Below are 21,761 nucleotides of genomic sequence, written 5' to 3' on the forward strand. Positions count from 1 at the left end.
TTGGTTGGTTTACTTTTTGGGACGTTTGTAGAACGGTGTGGCTGCCACGACAGCCTTCAGCCGCTTGCCGCGAATTTCTACTTCCAGTTCGGTGCCTACAGCTGCATACTCGGATTTGATCAGCGCGAGTCCCACATTCTTTTTCAACGTCGGAGACTGAGTGCCCGTCGTAACCTCGCCGATCTGCTCTTCCCCGACAAAAACAGGGTAATGCGTACGCGGGATGCCGCGGTCGATCATTTCAATCCCAACGAGCTTGCGGGGAGCGCCGTTTTCCTTTTGCGCCTTGAGGGCTTCCTGTCCGATGAACGGCACTTCTTTGTCTACCTTTACTGCAAAGCCGATACCCGCTTCGATCGGCGAGATGTCTTTGCCGAGCTCTTGACCGTAGAGCGGCAGCTTCGCTTCAAAACGAAGCGTGTCCCTGGCGCCGAGGCCGCATGGTACCAGCCCTTCCGGCTTGCCGACCTCGAGGAGGCGGTCCCATAGCTGAATCGCTTTGTCGCTGTCCAGGTAGATCTCAAATCCGTCTTCTCCGGTATAGCCGGTGCGCGAAACGAGAGTCGCAATGCCGTCGATCACGACATTCCGCTTGAAACGGAAAACACCGATTTCCGTCAGGTTCGTGTCGGTCAGCTTTTGCAGGATCGATTCGGCAAGCGGCCCCTGGATCGCCAGCTGTGCTGTTTGCGGTGAGATATTCTCGATCTGTACACCCTCGCTCAGATGCTCCTGCATCCATGCGTAGTCCTTGTCGATATTTCCCGCGTTAATCACCAAGAGGTAGTGATCGTCGGCGTATTTGTAGACAAGAAGGTCGTCCACCGTGCCCCCGTCCGGATAGCAGAACACGCTGTATTGCGCTTGCCCTGCTTCCAGCTTGGAAAGATCGTTGGTTGTAAGGCGTTGCAGGTAGAGATAGGCTCCCTCCCCTTTTACCTCAACCTCTCCCATATGAGAGACGTCAAACAAGCCTGCTTTCGTCCGCACTGCTTCATGCTCCTGCGTGATACTGGAAAATTGCACGGGCAAATCCCATCCGCCGAAATCAATCGTTTTGGCCCCGTATTTTTCATAGACAGGGAACAGCGGCGTGCGTTTCAGTGTCGTCATTTCGGGCACCTCCTGTTTTTTTCATGCAAAAAAGGACAGAACAAGAGAAATGAATACGCCAAATAAGGCGCCCATTTCTCCTCCTCTGTCCTTGGTACCTGAGAGTTGCCTCGCTTGATGCGAGCCGTTCCTTTGGCATCGCTTGCAAGTTTCCCCTTTGGTGGCTCCCGAAGAAGCTCTCTCCAGAGATGCGTCCAGTAGAGGTACTTTTGCCTGAGAGATTCACCATACCCGGCTTGCTCCTTCGGCGCTGCCTTACAAGCAGTCTCTCCCTGCTACTTTCATTCGCGGTGGATACTGGGTGATACATAAATGTTCCAAATACATTCCATACTAGTTGAATGAACTCCTTCTTTATCCTACCACGTGAGCGCATTCTTGAAAATATGCAAATTGCGAATTAACTTGGAAAATCACTAACAAATTTTTTGATCAAAAAGAATAACGTTCACCTTTGATTTACGATATAGCATTTTCATGACAAAACCCCAAAGCGGAGGTAGTCATATGCCGAACGTTCCCGTTTCCTTCGATACCGATTGGATGGATTTGCTAAATGAACGAATGAAGCAGGACGGCCCCTGGGACAAATGGGAGCTGTTCCAGCTTACTTTGGAAGCCGAAGAGGCGATGGCTATCCGCGAGTTTGACCAGCTTCAGTGCTTGCAATACCTGCCTACGCTCCAACCGTTTCCTCATCAGCTGCAGACGGCGGAGCGCGTTTTGAACGAAATGCGCGGCAGGGCCATTCTCGCTGACGAGGTGGGCCTGGGCAAAACAATCGAAGCCGGGCTGATCATGAAAGAGTACATGATCCGCGGGCTGGCGAAAAAAATACTTATCCTCGTGCCGGCATCGCTCGTAATCCAGTGGACGAAAGAATTGAATCAAAAATTCGGCATACCCGCTGTCGCCCAAAAGAAGGAGTATATGTGGCGGCAATACGACGTCGTGGTTGCCTCGATCGATACAGCCAAACGCGATCCCCACCGCCGTCACGTCCTGGACATCGATTACGACATGCTGATCATTGACGAAGCCCATAAGCTGAAAAACAAAAAAACGCGCAACTACCAGTTCGTCAAGGAGATTCGCAAAAAATACTGCCTGCTGCTGACCGCTACTCCGATCCAGAACGAGATGGATGAGCTCTACAATCTGATCAACCTCTTAAAGCCCGGCCATCTCGGACACACGTCCAGCTTCTCCACAACCTATGTGGAAGGCAAGCGGCAGGCAAAAAACAATGAGCAGCTCAAGACCGAACTGGACAAAGTGATGATCCGGAACAGACGCAGCGACGGAGGCGTGCATTTCACCAGCAGACGCGTCCAGTCCATTCCGATCGAGCTTTCCCCCGAGGAAGCCGCGTTGTATCAGGGCGTAACGCGCTTCGTCAAAGAACAGTATCACACCGGATCGGGCGGCTATAACTCGCTTGCGTTGATCACGCTGCAGCGCGAGGTTTGCTCCAGCCGGGAAGCCGCCTTTCTCACGCTCTACAACATGCATCAACGGGCAGCAGAAGACTCCCCTGTCCGCGCGGAAATCATGGAGCTCGTCGAGATGATCAAGAAAATCGAGTCACATTCCAAAGCTGCCAAGGCAGTCGAGCTCATTCAGCAAATCAACGACAAGGTCATCATCTTTACCGAGTACCGGGCCACGCAAAACTACTTGCAAAAATACTTGCACGATCACGGCATCACCTCTGTTCCGTTTCGCGGAGGATTCAAACGGAGCAAAAAGGACTGGATGACCGAGCTGTTTCAAAATCGCGCACAGGTATTGATCGCCACGGAAGCCGGCGGCGAGGGGATCAACCTGCAGTTCTGCAATCAGGTCATCAATTATGACATGCCCTGGAATCCGATGCGGGTCGAGCAGCGGATCGGCCGGGTCCATCGCTTGGGCCAGCAGCGGGACGTACACATCTACAATTTGTCTACAGTAGGCACCATCGAAGAGCATATCCTCCAGCTCCTCTATGAAAAAATCGACCTGTTTGAAATGGTGATCGGCGAGCTCGATGACATCGTCGAACGGCTGAACCTCAAGCAATCCCTGGAGGAAAATCTGATCAGCATCATCATGGACTCTTCGTCGGAGAAAGAGATGGCTCTCAAGCTGGACAACATGGGCCAAGCCATCCGTGCCATGCGGTTGGCCAGGAAAACCAAGGAGCCGCTGCCGGAAACAGCCGAACAGTAAGCTCATCTTGCAACCTGCAGTCTCGGGAGGGATAGAACGATGAACCAGCAGCGAGTCCGCAAGTATGTGGAGCAGTACTTGTCCGCCTTTTCTTCACACATCATGGAGACACATCCAGATTTTCTGACTGTCAAACTGCCGGTCGAGGTAGACAAGGATATCGGAAACCGCCCTTTCTACTGGAGCTGGGTCGAAAAGATGAACCTGCCCTACCAGCCGCTGGTGCTGACTTTTTGCTTCGATCCAGACCGCATGCCGGACGACAGGCGGGCGGAGCATTTGCATTTGGGCGCAGCTCGTCTGCAGCAGATTTTTCAGTCGACGCGCAAACACGGCAGCTTTGTCTGCATGTACGAAACGCTGCCGCAAACCCGCGCTCAAGCCTCTTCCCGCCAATCGGTGCCGCTGGTCCCCTGGCTTGGGGTGAATTGGAAGGTCTCATTTATTTGCGACAAAAAGCGTGATCTCATCCTGCATTTCGGGGTGAATTTACACCAGCCGCACATCGTACGGGACTTTTATCCGTTCCTGCTGCAGCGTCAACTTGCCCCCTCCATCCCGGATTATCACTATACGCTTGACCGCCGCATTACGATCAGCCAGGCGTTTGCGATGATGGAAGCAGAGATCCGCCGCATTCTGGCTCAGGAAGACCAGACATGGGCGGCAGCAGCGAAACAGCGACTGGAAGAAGAGCTGCAAATCCTGGAGGCGTATTACCGGGAGCTGGAGGAGAGGCAACGCCGAACGGCTGATGATGGGAATGAGGCTGCCAACGAAGCTGATAAGGGCGGGGACGAGCTGCAAGACGGGCACTCCGGGAAATCAACAGGTTCAGCAAGCAGCGCAGCAGATAATGTTGAGAGTGCTGCAGCCGAGCCAAATGGCTCCCTGAACCTTCTCCTGGAACAGGAAACCGAACGCCAAACGACTGCGATTCAAGCGGTCAGTCCGTCATTGGAGGAGCATCGCTCGGCAGGCGGAAGAATTCTCGACTTTTTGCGGGCCAACAGCTTTCAAGAGACGCCCCGCGAGAAGATCGACCAGACCGAATGGGTGGCCAGTACACCCGAGGAGGAAAAGCGGCGTCGCATGGAAGAGATGCGCTGGCAATACGAGCCGAGAATATCGGTTCAGTTCATCAATGGCGGCCTTTTTTATCTGCAATCCGCTCCGCCCTCAGCCCCTCCGCACGGCAACGGGCGAAAAATGTAAAAGGACAGCGAGAAAATACGAACGGCAAGAGACAATAACCAACAAATCTTTTCTCCCATTCTGGTTACAATAGGTACCATAGAAAGCCTTTCCACAAAGGTGGTGCTTGACTGTGACTGGAAAAACCTCCGTTTCCCGCTCTCTGTGCGCATTGCTTGTCGCACTGGCCCTTTGCTTGCCCGGACAGACAACCGTCTTGGCGGAAGAAGGGCAATGGGATCAACGTTTTCAAACACAAATCGGAGAATGGAAAAATAGCATAGTCGGACAAGATCCCCAGTTTGCCGACTGGAGGAATGCCCGCATCGACGTCCAAACGCTCGGTGCCAATCAACATCAGTGGCTGGTCAGCTTGACGCAAGGCAGCAAGCAGGTGGGGTACATGGTCGTGGGAGAAGTTCCTTCGACGGAAGGCAATCCAACGTTCGTCCTGCTCGAGTACGGGCTAGGCGAGTACATTTTATTCGACGATACATTTGCCCCGCGTGAAGTTGCCGCCGAGCCGGTGTACGACGGCTTTGCCTCGCACTGGCTGGTCTCGCTGCCAAAAGAAAAGCAAGTTGTCGATGCCAAGACGGGTGAGCGGTATCTAAGCACGACTCGTACTGAGGAATCCGTCATTCAAAGCTTGCAGGAGCAGGATTTGGCTGCTCCTGGACAGAAACTCGTGGCTACCCGTGTCATTCACGCTGAAGCAGTGAATCCGTTTGACAATATCAGCTGGTTTACTCCCCTTGTCTATGCTCCCACTCCCGGCAAGACCGTAACATGGGAAGATTTGTGGCAAAAGAACGCGAAGGACATTACGTTGGCAGTCAGCTTGTACCACTCCGAGGTGCTCTCCCCTTTCTCTGTCGGGTCTTTGCATGTGTGGAATGGGCAAAAACCGTACATCGGCGTCTGGGACGAGGGATTGCGTTTTCTCCCATACGCCTATGCGAGCAAGGTGGGAAAATTTCATATTCAAAAGTAAATGTCTGCAAACGAAAAAGCTCTCTGTCGAATCATTCGCAGAGAGCTTTCAACATTTTTCCCGAGGAGGCCTGTTTGGAAAAATCGCAGACCCGCCCCGATCATCAGTGATGTTCGGTAGGAGACAATCTGACGTGTACCGCATGAAATACTTCCTGCGGGGTCATGCCCGACGCATTGATCACAGGGGCGCCAGTAATCGTCTTGCTCTGGTCATTCAGCACATTGACATCCTGACCTGTAATGACGACGGCATCCACTGTATTTTGCCAGTTACCCAGTTCGACGACCTGATACCCATTGTCACGAAGCATCTTGGAAATTTGGGTAAGGGAACCTTCCACAGCAACTCTCGCCATTTTGCTACCTCCGTTTGGATGGTTACTTGCGCCACAGAAGCTTGATGGACATCGGAATCGCCCCAAACCAGCGGGCAGACCAAGACTCGCGCGGAGCCTTTTTCATCTTCCGCTCCGTTTTCGGCGTTTCCACGTACTGGACAAACAGGCGGGTCAAAAATTTCAGGTATTCTTGAAACGACATCGCACGTGCCTCCTTCGTACGCGCGGATCGCCCCGTACTAACAGAAGAGCGCTTCCTTTCCCTAGTCTTTCCCGATGAGACCCTTTTCAACCATCGCCAGGCGGATTTCAGCTACAATCTCAGCTACCTCTTTTCCAGTCGTATCGATCTGAACCGGTGCGAATGTGTATGAGTCCTTGCGCTGCTCAAGCAATGCTTTTACCCGCTGTGCTACTCCCCCGGCCAAAAGCGGTCGGTTTTGATCCCGCTCCAGTCTCCGCACCAGCTCTTCTTCTGTCGCGGACAGGGCGACGACCAGCCCTCCCTCGAGCATTCGCTGCACATTTTCCGCCCGCAGAACGGCCCCTCCTCCGGTCGTCAGCACCAAACCATGCTGCTTCAGGAGATCGGCGAGCACAGCCGCCTCCATGTCGCGAAAAAATGCCTCTCCCTTTTGTTCAAAGAGCTGCGGAATCGTACAACCCGCGCGCTCTACAATCGCCTCGTCCAGATCCCGATGAATCATGCCCAGCTCCTCCGACAGAGCGGCTCCTACAGTCGTCTTGCCCGTCCCCATAAAACCGACAAGAATCAGATTGTTTCGCATGGCCTACCTCCCTCCACCTGTTTTTCCGGATGGAAACCGCAATTTTACCGTCCTGGACTTTTCGTCCAATTCGGCTTCGCTGCCCAGTACCTGATCAAAAAAGGCAAGCGGCGCCAATGTTCGTCCTTCGATTTCGATCATCCGTTTCCCGAACTCCACTTTTCTTCCGTCCAGCTCGGCGTATGTACTTTTTTCCTTGATCCAGATGGTTCGTCCGTACCCCTTTACTTCAATCGCTGCCTTTTCCTCCGACCAGTTGACTTTGTAACCGAGCTCTTCGGCAACATCGCGGAGCGGCAAGTACGCAGTTTGGTCCGTTATGCGCGAAGGGACCTGCGGGTAGAAGCTCACGCCATTTACGACCGTGGTCACATAAGGAACCAAGGTTACGGGCGCAAACGGCTCGTTGTTGTGCTTTTCAATATTGGGAACGAAATAGCGGGCTTCCCCTTGCAGAACCTGTCCCAAAGCCTGATCCAGATGCTCAGGACCGATCACGCTGCCGTGATAGGAGCGCTGTACCCGCTGCAAGAAGCGTTTGTACGCGTCATCCCCCACTTGCTGACGAAGGTTTTCATACAGGAGCGCTCCTCTGGAATACCAGGTCCAATGAAATTCGTCCTGAGTCGTAAATTGATGAAGCTCTTTCCCCAGCTTGCCGTATGGAAAGCGCTGAGAGAGCCTCTCGACGTCTTTTCTGTAATCAGCAAGCAAGGATTCCGCTTGCGAATCGCCGTACCGCGCCTGCTGATAGTGGACAACACTGCGTTCGACGAGTCCTTCGTCAAGCCAGCCGTAGCGGGCCTCCAATGTTGCTACACTGTTGTACCACCAGAGATGGGCAATCTCATGGGGCAGCCAGTGCTCGATCAAGCTGTTTCTTTGCAGGTCCCTTTTAAAGATTGCCATGTTGGCGTATTCCATGGCGTAGGTCGTTCCCGTACTCGTCTCGGCGATCGAGACGCGCTGGTACGGCAGCGGACCGTACCATTCCGTATAGGTCGGAATGACCGTTTCCGCGATATTCTTGATCCGAGCGATGTTGCGTTTGTCGATCGAGGCAATATCGACGGTGAGATTCGGCGCAAACGTGACTGTCTCGATCTGGTACAGCGGGCTGCCTACCAAGGCAAAGTTAAGCAGCTTTTTCCCGTTGTAATGCACTTCCTGCCTGTTTCCTTCCAGCGGCTTGGATTCGCCGATCCCGACCGTGCTTACCCACTTGTAGCCTTGCGGAGATATGAATGAAATGTCGTAATCGCCGTAATGATAGACAAACGGATCTCCGAAGTCGATACGCTGCGGAGGCTCGTACCACTGCCCGCTTTGATTCTGAGCACCCAGCATCGGATACCAGGTGGTCAGCGTCCAAATGTCGTCCTTTACCCCAAATCTTGTACCGCGGCGCGGAACAGAGTTTTCAAACTGGATGGTGAGCGTGCCTCTCTTCTCCTGCCCCAGCGGATTTGCGAATTGGACAACCGCCTGGCGCCTGTTAAATGGCAAGGACTTGTCCTTGTATCGAATCGAGGTTATCGACATCGGGCTCCACTTATAATCGTAGATGAATAATCGGAGATCCTTCGTTCCCGGGTTGTCAAAATCAAGAGTAACGGTCCCCTTGATTTTCGCTTCCGATGTATGAAGCTCGGCTCGTATCCGGTAATGAGGCTTCAAATCCTTCACGAGTGACGGAATCGGAGGATCATAGGAAAACGGGTCTACACCGGTCTCCGGCCTTACCTCCGGTTTTTCCAGAGCGGAGATCCAGGTGGCAATCGTCTGCCAATTGAGAACCACTGCTGCCGAGGCAAACGGGATCAATATGGCTAAACAAATCAACAAGCTTGTTTTATGCAAAGGTTTCATGCCAGCCCCCAACTTTTGAGCGACAAGCGTCTATTTTTATCCTGCTATTGTATCAAATAACAATTCAACTGAGTAGAAATTTGCAGAACTGTGCAGAAATCGTAGACAATCGATTCCAGCTAGCGCGCCCGCTTCTCACCAAGTCTCGTACATAATCTTTCCGGTGGAAGCCAGATCATAGCCTCCAATCGCAGCCAATTCATTTTGAAATTCTTCGGAGAGCAGGGTTTCACGCACCTGTCGAATCAGCGCTTTGTTTTCATCTGTCTTTAGCATGACCAGATCATATCGTTCCTGAATGACAGGCAAAAAATCGACCCCGACGAGCTGCCCGGCTTTTTCAATGCCAACGCCAATGTCCGCTTCTCCCCTTGCGACAGCCCCGGCAACAGCAAGATGATTCCCTTCCTCCCGTTCATACCCTGCTACCTCATGACCGGCGATGCCGTGGAGACGGAATTGTTCTTCGATCAAGGTCCGAATCCCCGAGCCCTTCTCCCGATTGACCATGCGAACCCCGGCTCGGCGGAAATCCTCCCAGACAGACAGCTTTTTCGGGTTGCCTGGCTGGACGTAAAAACCGGCCCAGCGCGAAAGCAAATTGATAACGAGGTACCTGTGACCGATCAGCATTCTCCGTACATACGGGATGTTGTATTCTCCCGTGTCTCCATCGAACAGGTGGGTGCTGACGATGTCCGCCTCTCCTCTGTACATGGCCCACAAGCTGTTGATGCTTCCCACGTAGGAGCGGAGCGGCCTAATGCTGTCTCCATTCCTTTCCAAATGATTGGCCAGCATGTCCAGACTGACGTCCTGCCCGCTGATAATGACAGAACGTGTCGCCTGCCCGTGCTGAGTCGGAACGTGGGAGGTCGTGCCTGCCGGAGTGCTTGCCGACTGGTGCGGGTATGGATGTACACTCCGGTATTCCCCTTTGGCCCGTTGCTTGTAGGCTTCCAGATCAGACGCGTCCACGCGCATTTGTCTGCCTACCCGGTAGGCCGGAAGCTCTCCTTTTTTGATCAAATCATAGACGGTCAATTTGGATATCCGCAGCAGCTTGGCTATTTCTTCTGTCGTATATGAATTATCGTGAGTCATGCTTGCCTCCCGTATTTCATCGCTCGAACTCCCTCTTATTCCTATCGTCGTTCTTTCTATTTTCCTTTAACTTTTTGAAATTCGCAATTGATTATCCAGTTCAATTCCATATAATCTAGTTATAACTAGTTATATTTAATTATAACCAAATATGAATTGGAGGTTCTTTTATGTACCCGCAATTTAGGAAATATCTCTCGACTCTGCTATTTGCTATTCTCTTGCTTATGGCGGCCGGCTGTTCGACACAGACCGCTCAGCCGCAAAGTCAACAGCCGGATACCGCTTCCCAGCCGGCAGAAAAACCGCTCCAAATCGAGTTGATGGTCTCTGCAGCCGCTAGCTTGACGGACGCCTTAAACGAGATCAAGCCGCTGTTTGAGCAGGAGCATCCCGGTGTAACCCTTACATACGTGCTGGGCAGCTCTGGCAAGCTGGCTACCCAGATCGAACAAGGAGCCCCGACCGATGTCTTTCTTTCCGCCAGCAAGAAGGACATGGACAAGCTGGAAGAGAAACAATTGATACAGAAAGACAGCCGCACCGATTTCGCCAAAAATGCGTTGGTTCTCGTGGTTGGAAAAGAAAGTACGCTTTCTGTGGGCTCCTTCGAGGACCTGACCAAGGACGAGATCAAACATCTGGCAGTCGGACAGCCGGATAGCGTACCAGCCGGACGCTATGCAAAGGAAGCGCTGGAGCATCTGAAGCTCTGGGAGCCTCTTGCAGACCGGCTCGTATTCGGAAGCGACGTCCGCCAGGTGCTGACCTTCGTCGAGTCGGGGAACGCCGAAGCCGGTATCGTGTATGCCAGCGACGCCGCCATCTCGGAAAAAGTCAAGGTTGCGGCCAAAGCAAATGAGGAATGGCACAAGCCGATTGTCTACCCGGGTGCAATCACTTCCTCTACGGAGCATGCTGATCTTGCCAAAGCATTCATCGCTTACCTGAGCAGTGAAAAAGGAAAAGAGATTTTGCAGAAATACGGGTTTCAATAATAGATCATGCGGATTCAGCTAAAGGAGATGGACGGTACGTGGATTCCAATCTGACACCCTTGCTTCTCTCCCTAAAAGTGACCGCCATCTCCACTTCTGTTGTGTTTGTTGTTGGTTTGTTGATGGCACGGCTTCTGACGCAAAAGGAGTTCTGGGGAAAACATTTTCTGGAATCGCTCATTTTGCTGCCGATCGTCCTCCCGCCGACCGTTGTCGGTTTTGGACTCTTGCTCGCTTTTGGAAAAAACGGCTTTCTCGGCCAGCTGCTCTACGACATGTTCGGGATACAGATTGTGTTTACCCTCACCGGAGCTGTGATCGCATCTATTGTCGTTTCGTTTCCGTTGATGTATCAGAGTGCCCAGGCTGCCTTTACAGGAATTGATCGCCGGTTTGAGGATGCAGCACGGACGATGGGCTCCTCGGAATGGCGCGTCTTTTGGACCATCTCCTTCCCCCTCGCCTGGCCCGGTCTGCTGGCGGGGCTTGTCCTTTCTTTTGCCAGAGGCTTGGGTGAATTCGGAGCGACGCTGATGCTGGCCGGCTACATCCCGGGAAAAACAGACACGATCCCGGTAGCGATTTACTTTGCGGTTGAAGCCGGACAGATGGACAAGGCCATGTTCTGGGTGATCGTCATCGTCGCGCTTGGTATGGGGACAACCGTCTGGCTGAATTGGTGGAGCCGCCGAAGCATGCGCCGTTTTGCCAACACGAAGTGAGGAGAGAGGGATGGAACATGCTGCAAGTCGACTTTCAAAAAAGTCTGCCGGAATTTCAGTTGTCCGCCCGGTTTGCGGTAAAGGATGAGATTATCGTCTTGTTCGGACCGTCGGGCTCGGGAAAAACAACGATCCTGAATTGCATAGCCGGGCTTGCTCACCCCGAGTATGGAACGATCCGGCTGGCTGACCGTCTTTTTTTCGATCACAAAGACAACATCAAGCTGCCTGTACAGAAGCGGAATGTCGGCTACCTGTTTCAGGATTACGCCCTCTTTCCGCATATGACGGTGGAAAAAAATATCCGCTACGGCATGCAGCGGGATGCTCAGGGGCAAGTAGAGGAGCTGCTGCAGTCGGTAGGGATTGACCATCTCCTGCAAAAATATCCCCATCAATTGTCGGGCGGACAGAAGCAAAGAGTGGCCTTGGTCAGAGCGCTCGCGACCAAGCCCGATATTTTGTTGTTGGATGAGCCGCTATCAGCCCTGGACGCGGATACGAGACGCCAGTGTCAGGCAGAATTGCTGCGCATTCACGAAAAGTGGCGCATCCCCTTTCTTTTGGTGACCCACGACCGGGACGAAGCGGAACGGCTGGGTGATCTCATCCTGACCAATAGAGACGGCCACTGGAGCCTCGATTAAAAAAGCCATGCCAGCCCCAGCCGTCCTAAGACGGCACAGAGCAGGCATGGCTTTGCTTTTTCCAATTCTGAGCTTCTTTATGTTAGCGTGGGGTGATCGCTTCCAGCTTCACATCGTTTTGTTTGGCCCAACGATGCAGTTCGATCAAAAATTGGAGCACGTCCGGACTCTCGCAGTGCACACACAGCGTATCCGCGGCCAATGCGATGCTCGTTCCATCGACCGTCTGCACCTTTTGATTCAGAACCAGTTGCCTGGTCTGCTCCATCTGCTCTTCTTTGCTGATCAGCACACTGCCTTCCAATTCACGCGGCGCCAGTCGTCCATTTGGCAAATACGCTCGATCAGCAAATACTTCTTCTGCCACCTGGAGGCCGTATTCCAGACCAGCTTCGACCAGAGCACTTCCCGACAGGGCGTACAAAATCAGTTCTTCATTAATATCAGAAACAGCACGAGCCACCGCCTCGGCCAGCTCCGGGCTTTCCGCCGCTTCGTTGTAGAGCGCCCCGTGAAGTTTTACGTGGTGAAGCTCCCCGCCAAGCGCGCGGCTGACTCCGTCGAGAGCAGACACTTGATACAGAACCAGCTCGTATACTTCTCGTACAGACAGATTCATCGAACGGCGGCCAAAGCCCTGAACATCCGGATAGCCTGGATGGGCACCGATCTTGACTCCGTTCCGAATCGCCGCCTCTACGGTCCTGGCAATAATATGAGGATCTCCGGCATGAAGTCCGCATGCAATGTTCACGGACGTTATCCACTTCATGATCCCCAAATCTTCAGCTTGGCGTCCCCGACCGTATCCTTCTGCCAGGTCGCAGTTAATATCCAAACGTATCATCACGCACCCGCCCTTCCCTTTTCTCTCTATTTGATGCCAATGAAAGCGCAAACATTCGCATCATTACAGGGTTGTATCTATTGTTTAGCATATCACGTACGGGGGTCCAGCAAAAGCAAAAAAGCTGCCGAAATGTGGCAGCTTAGTGCACTGATTCTGTCGAGGCTCCTGCCGGCTGCAAACTGTCTTCCCCCAGAAGGGTATCGGCCAGGGCCATCAACTGATGCTTCTCTTGCTTATAATCGTATTCCTTCGCCTTGTCTGGCTTGGCATTGTTGTATTCAATCGGAATCTCGTGACGATGGGAACGCTCGATCTTCGTCACAAAATGAAGCCGTTCCATCGTGCGGATGATGTCGTCGATTTGGTCGGCATCCACATACATCGAGACGTAATTTAACCGCTTGGAGATGTAATGAATGGTTCCAAATTTGCGTAAATTCTTGGCAGCACGCGGGTTTTTTACCCATACCGCAACTCCCAGACGTCTTTCTCTCATAACGGTCGTCGTGCTCCTTTCCTTGCAAGGTAGAATAGGATGTATCGGCTCCATGTAAAACGGAGGTAGATCATCACATGCTTATCGATCAGCTTTATGCTCAACTTGTTTGCTTGCTTCGAGATGAGGGTGTCGTCCTTCATGCCTACTTTCGCGAATACGCCGGCAACCGCTTTTTGTATGTAACCAGTCCGCTCCCTCCTCCGCAGCTTGGCGATTATTTGACGGAGGCGGGGGAGCGAATTGCATCCGGGACAATCATACACCCAGAATGTACGTATGTCCGGACGGCGGGTATGGAGCGGGTCTTCCGATTTCGTTTTCTCATTCCCGAGGACAAGAAATTTTGCTGCGGAAATTTGTGTGACGATTGCTACCTCTTGCGCTCTAAATGGTCATGAATGTTTCTTGATGCTGCAGCCGCAGCTTCCGCCGCCGCCGCAACCGCTGCTCTTCGCTTCCAGAAACGGATTATTGCTGGGCACTTTAATCGAGCTCGACACGGAATCCGCGATGGTTCGGCTGACCTCGTACAAAAGCTGGTCAAGGCTGTCCTCTGCTCGTTTGAATGCCTGGACAGAATCCAGCATTTCGATCGAACGCTTCAACTGCCGGATTTCTTTCGATATTTGATCGTAATCGGGATGATATTTCCCGAACCGCTGCACATCCTCGTACTGGTCTTTTTTCCGCTCAAACAGGGCGAGCAGCCTTTGCGCTTCCTCGTCTGCCTCCATGGCCTGTTTGGCAAGGATATATTCTGAGACCTCGCGGGACTGGTTGATCATCGTCGACAGCTCATGCGAATGGATAATGAGCTCAGTCATATCCACTGTTTTCAACGCTTCCATCATCGAGACCTCCTTTGTTTATACATAAGTCGCCTCTTATTGTACCACGAAGCAAGCGGGCTAGTACAGATATTCGGGCAGTACAATGCGCACCCGATGAATGTCGTCCAGACGGCATCTTTGTTTTTTGTTTCCCACTTCCAGAAAAACATACCAATAACCCATTTCAATCGATACTTGGCGCGGAATTCCCGCCCTTACCTTTTTGTCCTGCATCTCCGCTTCGATCTCCAATCCCAGCTCGGATGCCCGCTGCAGCAGCGTGCGCATCGTCTGCGGGTGGTATGATTGAAAATGCTGGGTCCACATCTTCGGCAACGAAGAAAGCTGATGCATGCCCTCCAGGCTATCCGGGAAGGTATTTTCAACAGCAAACCCATCCCAAGGGCGGGGGATCGTGAATAGCCCGTCAGGCCCCCCTTCCGCGGCATGACTGCGAGCAGCCTGATCTTCTGTAGATTTTTTGGGCATATACGGAGTGTATCCGTATTTTCGCAACAGCGCGGTTACTTCCTTTTCCTGCTCCGGTGCGATCAGAAAATCGGTCGAGGAAATTGGGAATCCGAGGAAAGGACGAAACTGTTCAAGGGTCTTCAGCTCCTCCAAAATCCCGGGATGTGCAGTACGGACCCTGACCATCGGTTCGAACTGAATCTGACGGGCCTCCCTTCCCCACTGCCGGATCATCTGCCCGATCGATTCAGGCAGTGGATGAGCGCAATACTGCTGCAGGATGTCCATGGCATCTTCTTCTTTTCCCCCAGCCGCCAGATAGGACTGCAGCGGCTTTGCCTGCAGCTCGCCTTGAATCAAATCCCCGGTGAAGACCAGCGGGCAAAACCTGCTGACCTCCCACACAGCTTTCAGCGGAACGAGCGGCGGTATCGTCAAGACTCCTGCAGGATCGATAAACCAGCGCTCCTCAATCGCCAGGCGAGGCAGGCTGTTCCAACGCCAGTACACCTCTCCCTCGGCTGTCGTTCCCATATGCAGCCAACCGAAACCGAGCAGCAGGTGGAGCCATCTGGTTACTGCCAAGCTGGCAGCATCATCCGGAACGCGGAAGCCTGTGTCAGCTAATGTCTTGATCTGATCATTTATACTATGCCATTCGTCGGATTTACTCTCCATCATCAGTACAAGCAGTCCATCCCACCAGCTGTCATGCGGCAAATACTCCTCCGCAATCAGTTGAAAAAGCTCGTTCCACCTTGCCTCCTGGCCTTTTTCCAGCCACTTGGCAACGCTTAGCTTCTCCAGGACAAGCTGACCTCCCCGGGCGCGAATCAATCCAAGCCGGATCGCCAAGTCGATCACGACCGCAAGCGCCATTTCACCTTCCTTTGATTCGGGGATCGAATAGCTTGCCCATCCCTCGACATGTTCATCGGAAAGTGTAAGCAGCGGCGTCATTTTCTGGAGAATTCGCCGGTGAATACTGCCCTTCACGGTCAGAGGAACATCCGTTTCCCGTAAAAAGGAGAGGACGCCAAAAAGATCCAGATGTATCCCCCTGCCTGCCGTTATATAATAAGGGAGCGTCTTTGCAGGAGCAGGCGTACAATGACGTTCGGTGATGAGACAAAGGGTAAGCCTTTCTCTCACTTCCTTCGGCATCATGTAGCCGATCTCACCCCACATTTTTCGGACGGTGAGAATGAATCCGAGTCGGCGAAGCTTATTTAACCCGACCGACAGTATTCGCCCCTGATGCAAAACGATCTTTTCCCAGTCTTTTTTACGCAAAAATCCTCTTGCCGCAGTAGTGACAAAAAGACGGATTACCTTTTTTTCGCTATCGTCGGCTTGTTTCCAGTATGTATCGATAAAGAGCGGATCGGTCAACAGGTCAGTCAATGTCCGACCGTCCTTGATGCCGAAACGTTTGGCATGCTCTTCTAGCATATGCTCTTGGGTTGTTTGTGAAAGAAACTCGACACCCTGCAGGATGCGCACGCCGTTCACCTCGTTTGCTCAATTGATAAAACTACATCTAGGAGGGATGCCTGTGTTACACGCATGGTACAGTTTACTTTTGGCTGCATCTTTGTCATTGACAGGCCAACCGTTCCATATAGATCATCCTACCCCAACACAAGCTGCTGTGGTAGGCGCAGATGAATTGCAAAGCGTATCGGCCCCGTATCCGCCAGCGGTACAGGATGCGCTTCGTTCGGTTCGGAAAAACGGCGGTCACTCTGTCGTCCGCGCCGATCAAAAAACGTATGTCGTCATCGGTGCCGGAAAACGTCCTACAGGCGGGTACCGATTGGTTGCTGACAAGGTGGAACGCAAAGGGACACACGGGTATGTCATCCATGTCCGCGAGCAAAAGCCTGCTGCCGGTTCCATGGCGACGCAGGTCATCAGCTATCCGACCTTGGTCGTTTCTGTCCCAGACAAGCAAGCACAAGTAACCGTATTGTTCCGCTAGTTTTTAGGAATAACGAGAATAGAAAAGCCGACGATCCAGCGCCAGTGCCGGATGTCGGCTTTCTGCTTTTGTGCCCGATTATTTGCGCCTTCCTCTAGGGCTTTACCTCAACCCGGAACTCTTGCTTGATGCCGTATGACTCGTGATTGTTATGCGCCAGCTCTACGACGACGTCATGCGAGCCGCTGGGAATATTTTTTACGATATAATTGTCTTCAAACGCTTTGGCGACTTTTTTCCCATCCAGATAGATGTGAATATGGCCCTCGCCAGGCCGGTTTTCCTTGCCCATATTCTCGATTGAATACGTGAAGCCTGTCACCTTCATCTTCAGGTGGAGGTCGTTTTTCTGCAGACTGTGCGTCACCTCTAGCGTAGGGGCCTTCTCGGGCTGTTCCGCCGCTTGTTTGACTCCTCCCGTCTCCGCATCTCGCGTGCCGTAGAGGGCAAACTCGATCACGGCGACGACACCAATCAGGAGCAGCAGGCGATAAACCAGACGCATGGATTTTTCTTTTTTCATGGGGACACTCCTTTCAGAGACAATCATCCCCATTTTTCCCTAACCTGCGTTGCCGTATTCCTGATGGTCAGCGCTTTGGCGCACGATAGCCCGCTGCTTGCGCTTCCTCTTCTGTTGCAAACCAGACTTCCGCCTTGGTCTGGTCGTAATTTCGCGACCCAGGCACATGATAGATTTTATCCCCTTTGGAATTGATGTTTCCTTTAATCAGCTTTCCTGCAGGGGGTGTTTCCGCTTGTTCGGTATTCTGGTTGTTCGTTTCGCCGGCACTGTTTTTGGGTTGTCCAGTCTTTTCATTGGAATCGGAAGCCTTATCTTTCGATTCAGAAGCCTTGTCCTTGGAGGAATTGGCACCGTTTTTCGATGTTGCATTTCCGTTTTTGGATTCCGCTTTTCCGTTTGACAGTTCCAATCCCCAAAGCCCTCGATTGTGTTCCCGCGCTTCCCGCTCTGCTTCGAGAAACACGTCCGCTTTGGCTACATTCGGGGGGATCGTCATAATTCTGGCATAGCCTTCTTTTACCAATTTTTCATTGACGAACGTGCCATCCATTAAATAGACATAGGCGAGCAACCGTTTGTATCGGTCATGCGGCTCCACGTCAAAAACAAGGCGCACCTCTTGGCCTGTAAGCAGTTCTTTCGTAAAGTTGCTTGCTTCTTTTCCATAAGGCTCTACGGGATGGTTGGGCTTTACCGTTTCGGGTGTATCCACCCCGATCAGGCGCACCTTTTCCCCGGTTGCGATTTCGAAAGTATCGCCGTCCACTACCCGTTTTACGGTAGTTGTCATTTCGCCGTTCGGCTTTGGCCCTTCTGGCGCTGCACATGCGTACAAAAGGCACGCCATGATAACGAGCCAGGCGCTCAGACGTTTCATGATCTTGCCATCTCCTTTTCTCTGATGCTGCTTACCAGCGTACCGGAAGCCCGAAGAGTGGTCAATCATAGATTGCGAACATATGTGCATATGTCAAAAAATCGTAGAGTAGAGAACTGAAACTTTCGGGCGACCGTATGGTCGCCTCAGCCTGTAGACAAAGTTCCGTAAGGAACAGGGTCTGCAGGCTTTTTTGTTGAATATAGAACATGTTACGTTTTCAAAAGTTATTTTTTAGAGGTGGCATTATGCTTAATAAGCAAGAGGCCGAAGGGCGTTATCAGATATCTGCATTCTCGCTAGATGAGTTGGTGCCAGAAGATCATCTCGTAAGAAAAATTGAAAATGCAATCGACTTTTCGTTCATCTATGACTTGGTGGAAAGCCTCTACTGTCATGACAATGGCAGACCCAGTGTTGACCCTGTAGTCTTAGTTAAAATTGCTTTCATCCAATATATTTTTGGAATTCGTTCCATGCGACAAACGATTAAAGAGATCGAAACCAATGTTGCCTATCGGTGGTTTATTGGCTATGATTTCAGTCAGCCCATTCCCCATTTCACGACCCTAGGCAAGAACTATGTTCGCCGTTTTCGGGATACTCAACTCTTCGAGTCGATCTTCCTTCGAATATTGGAGGAGGCGGTTCATCATGGATTCGTGAAGCCTGATGTGCTTTTCATTGATGCTACGCATGTAAAAGCCAGTGCGAATAAGCATAAATACGTGAAAGAAATCGTTGAAGAACAAGCGAAGAAATATCAAGAGCTGCTGGACGAAGAAATCAATCAGGATCGTATTGCACATGGAAAGAAGCCCCTTGAAAAAAAGACAGAAACTTCGAAGAAGGAGGTGAAAGTCAGCACAACTGACCCGGATTGCGGATTGTTTGTAAAAGGGGAAAAGGAACGTGTATTTGCTTATAGTTTTCATACAGCATGTGATCGAAATGGATTTGTGCTTGGTGCCAAGGTAACGCCAGGCAATGTGCATGACAGTCAGGTTTTTGAGGATGTTTTGAATCAAGTGCGAAAGACGTTTGCACAGCCTCAAGCTGTGGCAGTGGACTCGGGATACAAGACGCCTTACATCAGTAAAACACTCCTTGATGACCAGATTCGCCCCGTTATGCCCTACACAAGACCACGCACCAAAGAAGGTTTTTTTAAAAAGCACGAATATGTGTATGATGAATATTTCGACTGCTACATCTGCCCGAACGAGCAAATCTTAACATATGAGACAACAAACAAGGATGGGTACCGTATCTATCGATCAAATTCTCAAGTTTGCCGAAGTTGTCCGTTCTTGAAACAATGCACGGAAAGTAAAGACTACACAAAGAGAGTGAGTCGCCACATCTGGGCTGATTACCTCGAAGAGGTAGACCACCTCCGGCATACCGAGGAAAACAAACAAATCTATAGCAAACGGAAAGAAACGATTGAACGTGTATTCGCTGATATGAAGGAAAAGCATGGCATGCGTTGGACGACCTTACGAGGACTGGAGAAGGTCACGATGCAGGCGATGCTTGTTTTCGCTGCCATGAACTTGAAAAAAATGGCGACCTGGCTATGGAAATCAGGTCGCCAAAAGGTGAACGATCAAAACACCTTCGGTATTTTCATCAAATTATTAAACAAACTCCCTCTGCTGTTCGTTCAGCGAGGGAGTTTGTCTGCAACCTGGGGCGACCGTATGGTCGCCTTGCTCATTTCAGCTCCCCCTCATCAAACCGTACGTGAGGTTTTCCCTCATACGGCTTTCCGATGTTCTTCTTTCTTTGGCATTCGGCTTACTTTATCCGGCTAATTTCAATAAACTACCCTGCGTGTTTTGTATGACCTTCAGCTTTCCGGCATGTTTATTCCGCTTGCTTCTTTTCTTGTTGCAGAAGATTGTAAGGCGTTCAATCACATACCAGTCTATCCGTCTTGCCCATCGTTTGGCGATGGGCGAGATGAAGTAGTAGTTCTTGAACCCCCTTAGCTTGCGATTTAGCCCTTTCACTAGCTCTTCTAGAGACAGAAACAGTTTGTTCCTTGGTGCAGTGTATTCCTTAATTTTACGTCTCATTTCCTTCATTGCTTTCTTAGCTGGTACATGAGACATAGCAAATACCTTGCTCCCCCCTTTGTTGAACACGGGGAATTTGCGATGGTGCAGCCCAAGAAAGTCAAACCCAGTGGAATTGTCCCAAATATTAACGAGTCTAGATTTCTCTTTACTGAGACTAAGCTCCAGCTTGTTTAGAATAGCCATCAGCACTTGAATGCTTTCCAATGCTTCTTGTTTGGTTCTGCACATGATAACGAAGTCATCCGCATAGCGGATAAGTGTGCCAAGATGGGAGAATTGATTTTCCCAAATGGTGTCCATGTAGTTTAGATAGATGTTTGAAAGAAGAGGCGGGGTCTGTCCAGTATTTTGTGTAAACCCTTTTGGAATAAAAAACTAGCGTAAGTATTGGCCGATCCGATCCGGGAAGAAAACGGAGAGCTGGAGGAGCATTTGCCCCCAGTTCTGCACTCGTCCAGTCCACTTCCTGGTGACGTCCATGGTAGCCAAATAGAGCATTTTGAGCAGGGCTTCATCGGTGGGGAAAATGCTCTTGCCCTTCGTCACCTTTCGGAGTTGCCGATGGTAACTCTCAATCATATTGGTCGTATAGATCAATTTACGAATCTCTGGTGGATACTTGAAAAAAGTAGCTAGCTCGTCCCAGTTGGTACGCCAAGAGCGAACGATGAGGGGATATTTGTTACCCCATGTTTCCTCAAAACGATCCAATTCCAGTAAGGCAGCCTCTTCTGTTGCCGCTTTGTAGATTGGCTTTAAATCCGCCGTCACTTTCTTAAGATCCTTGTAAGAAACATAACGGGTCGAGTTGCGGATTTGATGAATGATGCACTTTTGGATCTCCGTATTCGGATAGCAGGCAGAGATGGCCTGAGAGAAGCCCGTTAGGTTATCCACGCAGGTGATGAGAATGTCCTGAACCCCACGGTTCCGTAAGTCGTTCAGTACGCTCAGCCAGAACTTTGAGGATTCATTCTCTCCAATCCACATGCCTAATACGTCCTTGTTGCCGTCCAAATCAATGCCAATGACCATATAAGCCGCTTTGTTCACAATAGCACCGTCTTGCTTGACTTTGTAGTGAATGGCGTCCATAAATACAACCGCATAGATGCTTTGTAGCGGTCGGTTCTGCCATTCTTTGATGAGTGGCACGATCTTATTCGTCACATTGGAGATCATGGTAGGAGAAACGTCAATTCCATACAGATGGTTCAGATGGTCCTGAATATCCCGTGTGCTGACACCTTTGGCATACATGGCGATAATTTGGTCCTCAATGCCGGTAACGGTAGACTGATGCTTTTTCACGATAACGGGCTCAAATTCGCCATTACGGTCACGTGGCACCGCGATCTCCACCTCGCCGTATTCGCTTGTCACCGTCTTCTTTGTCTTCCCGTTACGGCTGTTTGTTGTTTTCTTTCGCTTCACATCGTGCTTTTCATAGCCGAGTTCCGTGTCAAGCTCCGCCTCTAGCATCGACTGCAGCGTTTCTGCAAACAGTTCCTTCAGTGCCGACTGCACATCGTCCATCGTCTTGAGGTTGTTTTCCTTCACAAACGCCTTCACTTGTTCCTTACTAAATCTCGCCATAGGTGTCATCCTCTCAAACCAACCTTTCTCTTATTGTAATAGGTTTTGAGAGTTTACACAGAATATT

At 51.2% G+C, this 21,761-nt stretch carries 22 protein-coding genes, 1 pseudogene and 2 riboswitches; of the genes and pseudogenes, 9 read left to right on the top strand and 14 right to left on the bottom strand.

What is annotated here, in order from left to right; all coding sequences use genetic code 11:
• Positions 1 to 9 precede the first annotated feature (9 nt).
• The gene (gcvT, locus tag V5G20_RS16695; protein WP_024984889.1) at positions 10 to 1,113 is read right to left on the bottom strand and encodes a glycine cleavage system aminomethyltransferase GcvT; all 1,104 of its coding nucleotides are present in this window, start codon (positions 1,111 to 1,113) and stop codon (positions 10 to 12) included.
• A 75-nt stretch (positions 1,114 to 1,188) separates the two neighbouring features.
• Positions 1,189 to 1,304: riboswitch (glycine riboswitch) on the bottom strand.
• A riboswitch (glycine riboswitch) is annotated at positions 1,305 to 1,398 on the bottom strand.
• 222 nt (positions 1,399 to 1,620) lie between these two features.
• On the opposite strand from gcvT, the gene V5G20_RS16700 reads away from it, so the two are divergent.
• The 3 genes from V5G20_RS16700 (at position 1,621) to V5G20_RS16710 (ending at position 5,512) form a co-directional block, all read left to right on the top strand.
• Complete coding sequence (locus tag V5G20_RS16700) at positions 1,621 to 3,324, top strand: DEAD/DEAH box helicase (RefSeq protein WP_003387302.1); 1,704 nt, start codon at positions 1,621 to 1,623, stop codon at positions 3,322 to 3,324.
• 39 nt (positions 3,325 to 3,363) lie between these two features.
• Positions 3,364 to 4,539 (top strand): YqhG family protein, encoded by a 1,176-nt coding sequence (locus V5G20_RS16705; RefSeq protein ID WP_003387303.1) that lies wholly within the window; start codon positions 3,364 to 3,366, stop codon positions 4,537 to 4,539.
• Positions 4,540 to 4,651: 112 nt separating this feature from the next.
• Complete coding sequence (locus V5G20_RS16710) at positions 4,652 to 5,512, top strand: hypothetical protein (protein WP_003387305.1); 861 nt, start codon at positions 4,652 to 4,654, stop codon at positions 5,510 to 5,512.
• A gap of 103 nt (positions 5,513 to 5,615) precedes the next feature.
• On the opposite strand, the gene V5G20_RS16715 is transcribed toward V5G20_RS16710, so the two are convergent.
• The 5 genes from V5G20_RS16715 to V5G20_RS16735 form a co-directional block, all read right to left on the bottom strand.
• The gene (locus V5G20_RS16715) at positions 5,616 to 5,870 is read right to left on the bottom strand and encodes a YkuS family protein (RefSeq protein ID WP_003387306.1); all 255 of its coding nucleotides are present in this window, start codon (positions 5,868 to 5,870) and stop codon (positions 5,616 to 5,618) included.
• Positions 5,871 to 5,892: 22 nt separating this feature from the next.
• On the bottom strand, positions 5,893 to 6,054 hold the full coding sequence (locus V5G20_RS16720) for a YqzE family protein (RefSeq protein ID WP_003387307.1): 162 nt from the start codon (positions 6,052 to 6,054) through the stop codon (positions 5,893 to 5,895).
• Positions 6,055 to 6,115: 61 nt separating this feature from the next.
• A complete protein-coding gene (locus tag V5G20_RS16725) occupies positions 6,116 to 6,640 on the bottom strand; it encodes a shikimate kinase (RefSeq protein WP_122958429.1) in 525 nt (174 codons plus the stop codon).
• A 3-nt stretch (positions 6,641 to 6,643) separates the two neighbouring features.
• Positions 6,644 to 8,509, bottom strand: coding sequence for a stalk domain-containing protein (locus V5G20_RS16730; protein WP_003387309.1), 1,866 nt, complete (start codon positions 8,507 to 8,509; stop codon positions 6,644 to 6,646).
• 135 nt (positions 8,510 to 8,644) lie between these two features.
• Positions 8,645 to 9,613, bottom strand: a complete 969-nt coding sequence (locus V5G20_RS16735; protein WP_003387310.1) for a helix-turn-helix transcriptional regulator — start codon at positions 9,611 to 9,613, stop codon at positions 8,645 to 8,647.
• A gap of 170 nt (positions 9,614 to 9,783) precedes the next feature.
• Between V5G20_RS16735 and modA the strand changes: the two genes are divergently transcribed.
• Genes modA through V5G20_RS16750 form a run of 3 tightly spaced genes read left to right on the top strand, consistent with a single transcriptional unit; the run spans position 9,784 to position 11,980 of the window.
• Positions 9,784 to 10,611, top strand: coding sequence for a molybdate ABC transporter substrate-binding protein (gene modA, locus V5G20_RS16740; RefSeq protein ID WP_243014062.1), 828 nt, complete (start codon positions 9,784 to 9,786; stop codon positions 10,609 to 10,611).
• A 38-nt stretch (positions 10,612 to 10,649) separates the two neighbouring features.
• Positions 10,650 to 11,333: a molybdate ABC transporter permease subunit gene (gene modB / locus V5G20_RS16745; RefSeq protein WP_338461384.1), complete on the top strand. Its 684-nt coding sequence runs from the start codon at positions 10,650 to 10,652 to the stop codon at positions 11,331 to 11,333.
• A gap of 17 nt (positions 11,334 to 11,350) precedes the next feature.
• Entirely contained in the window at positions 11,351 to 11,980 is a 630-nt protein-coding gene (locus tag V5G20_RS16750; protein WP_024984886.1) for an ATP-binding cassette domain-containing protein, read from the top strand.
• An 82-nt stretch (positions 11,981 to 12,062) separates the two neighbouring features.
• Here the strand turns inward: V5G20_RS16750 and V5G20_RS16755 are convergent, their stop codons facing one another.
• Positions 12,063 to 12,827, bottom strand: coding sequence for a 5-oxoprolinase subunit PxpA (locus V5G20_RS16755; RefSeq protein ID WP_024984885.1), 765 nt, complete (start codon positions 12,825 to 12,827; stop codon positions 12,063 to 12,065).
• Between the two features lie 142 nt (positions 12,828 to 12,969).
• Positions 12,970 to 13,326, bottom strand: coding sequence for a YlbG family protein (locus tag V5G20_RS16760; protein WP_003387315.1), 357 nt, complete (start codon positions 13,324 to 13,326; stop codon positions 12,970 to 12,972).
• 77 nt (positions 13,327 to 13,403) lie between these two features.
• Between V5G20_RS16760 and V5G20_RS16765 the strand changes: the two genes are divergently transcribed.
• Entirely contained in the window at positions 13,404 to 13,727 is a 324-nt protein-coding gene (locus V5G20_RS16765) for a hypothetical protein (protein ID WP_024984884.1), read from the top strand.
• Here V5G20_RS16765 and V5G20_RS16770 read toward each other — a convergent pair.
• Both V5G20_RS16770 and V5G20_RS16775 read right to left on the bottom strand, forming a co-directional pair.
• The gene (locus tag V5G20_RS16770; protein WP_003387318.1) at positions 13,722 to 14,177 is read right to left on the bottom strand and encodes a YlbF family regulator; all 456 of its coding nucleotides are present in this window, start codon (positions 14,175 to 14,177) and stop codon (positions 13,722 to 13,724) included. The two genes, V5G20_RS16765 and V5G20_RS16770, sit on opposite strands and share 6 nt — an antisense overlap.
• A gap of 60 nt (positions 14,178 to 14,237) precedes the next feature.
• Positions 14,238 to 16,133 (bottom strand): helicase-associated domain-containing protein, encoded by a 1,896-nt coding sequence (locus tag V5G20_RS16775; protein ID WP_243014061.1) that lies wholly within the window; start codon positions 16,131 to 16,133, stop codon positions 14,238 to 14,240.
• 46 nt (positions 16,134 to 16,179) lie between these two features.
• Here V5G20_RS16775 and V5G20_RS16780 point away from each other — a divergent pair, with 46 nt between their 5' ends.
• Positions 16,180 to 16,611 (top strand): protease complex subunit PrcB family protein, encoded by a 432-nt coding sequence (locus tag V5G20_RS16780; protein WP_194246904.1) that lies wholly within the window; start codon positions 16,180 to 16,182, stop codon positions 16,609 to 16,611.
• A gap of 94 nt (positions 16,612 to 16,705) precedes the next feature.
• On the opposite strand, the gene V5G20_RS16785 is transcribed toward V5G20_RS16780, so the two are convergent.
• Together V5G20_RS16785 and V5G20_RS16790 are read right to left on the bottom strand one after the other, a co-directional pair.
• On the bottom strand, positions 16,706 to 17,134 hold the full coding sequence (locus V5G20_RS16785; protein ID WP_003387321.1) for a hypothetical protein: 429 nt from the start codon (positions 17,132 to 17,134) through the stop codon (positions 16,706 to 16,708).
• Positions 17,135 to 17,201: 67 nt separating this feature from the next.
• Positions 17,202 to 18,014, bottom strand: coding sequence for a thermonuclease family protein (locus V5G20_RS16790; protein WP_122958433.1), 813 nt, complete (start codon positions 18,012 to 18,014; stop codon positions 17,202 to 17,204).
• A gap of 248 nt (positions 18,015 to 18,262) precedes the next feature.
• On the opposite strand from V5G20_RS16790, the pseudogene V5G20_RS16795 reads away from it, so the two are divergent.
• Positions 18,263 to 19,600: pseudogene (locus tag V5G20_RS16795) on the top strand (IS1182 family transposase); the annotation flags it as partial.
• 219 nt (positions 19,601 to 19,819) lie between these two features.
• Here the strand turns inward: V5G20_RS16795 and V5G20_RS16800 are convergent.
• A complete protein-coding gene (locus V5G20_RS16800) occupies positions 19,820 to 20,398 on the bottom strand; it encodes a reverse transcriptase domain-containing protein (protein ID WP_338461391.1) in 579 nt (192 codons plus the stop codon).
• A 75-nt stretch (positions 20,399 to 20,473) separates the two neighbouring features.
• Positions 20,474 to 21,694, bottom strand: a complete 1,221-nt coding sequence (locus V5G20_RS16805) for an IS256 family transposase (protein WP_025845625.1) — start codon at positions 21,692 to 21,694, stop codon at positions 20,474 to 20,476.
• Positions 21,695 to 21,761 lie beyond the last annotated feature (67 nt).

This window comes from Brevibacillus borstelensis (genome assembly GCF_036700025.1).
GTDB classification, from domain to species: domain Bacteria; phylum Bacillota; class Bacilli; order Brevibacillales; family Brevibacillaceae; genus Brevibacillus; species Brevibacillus borstelensis.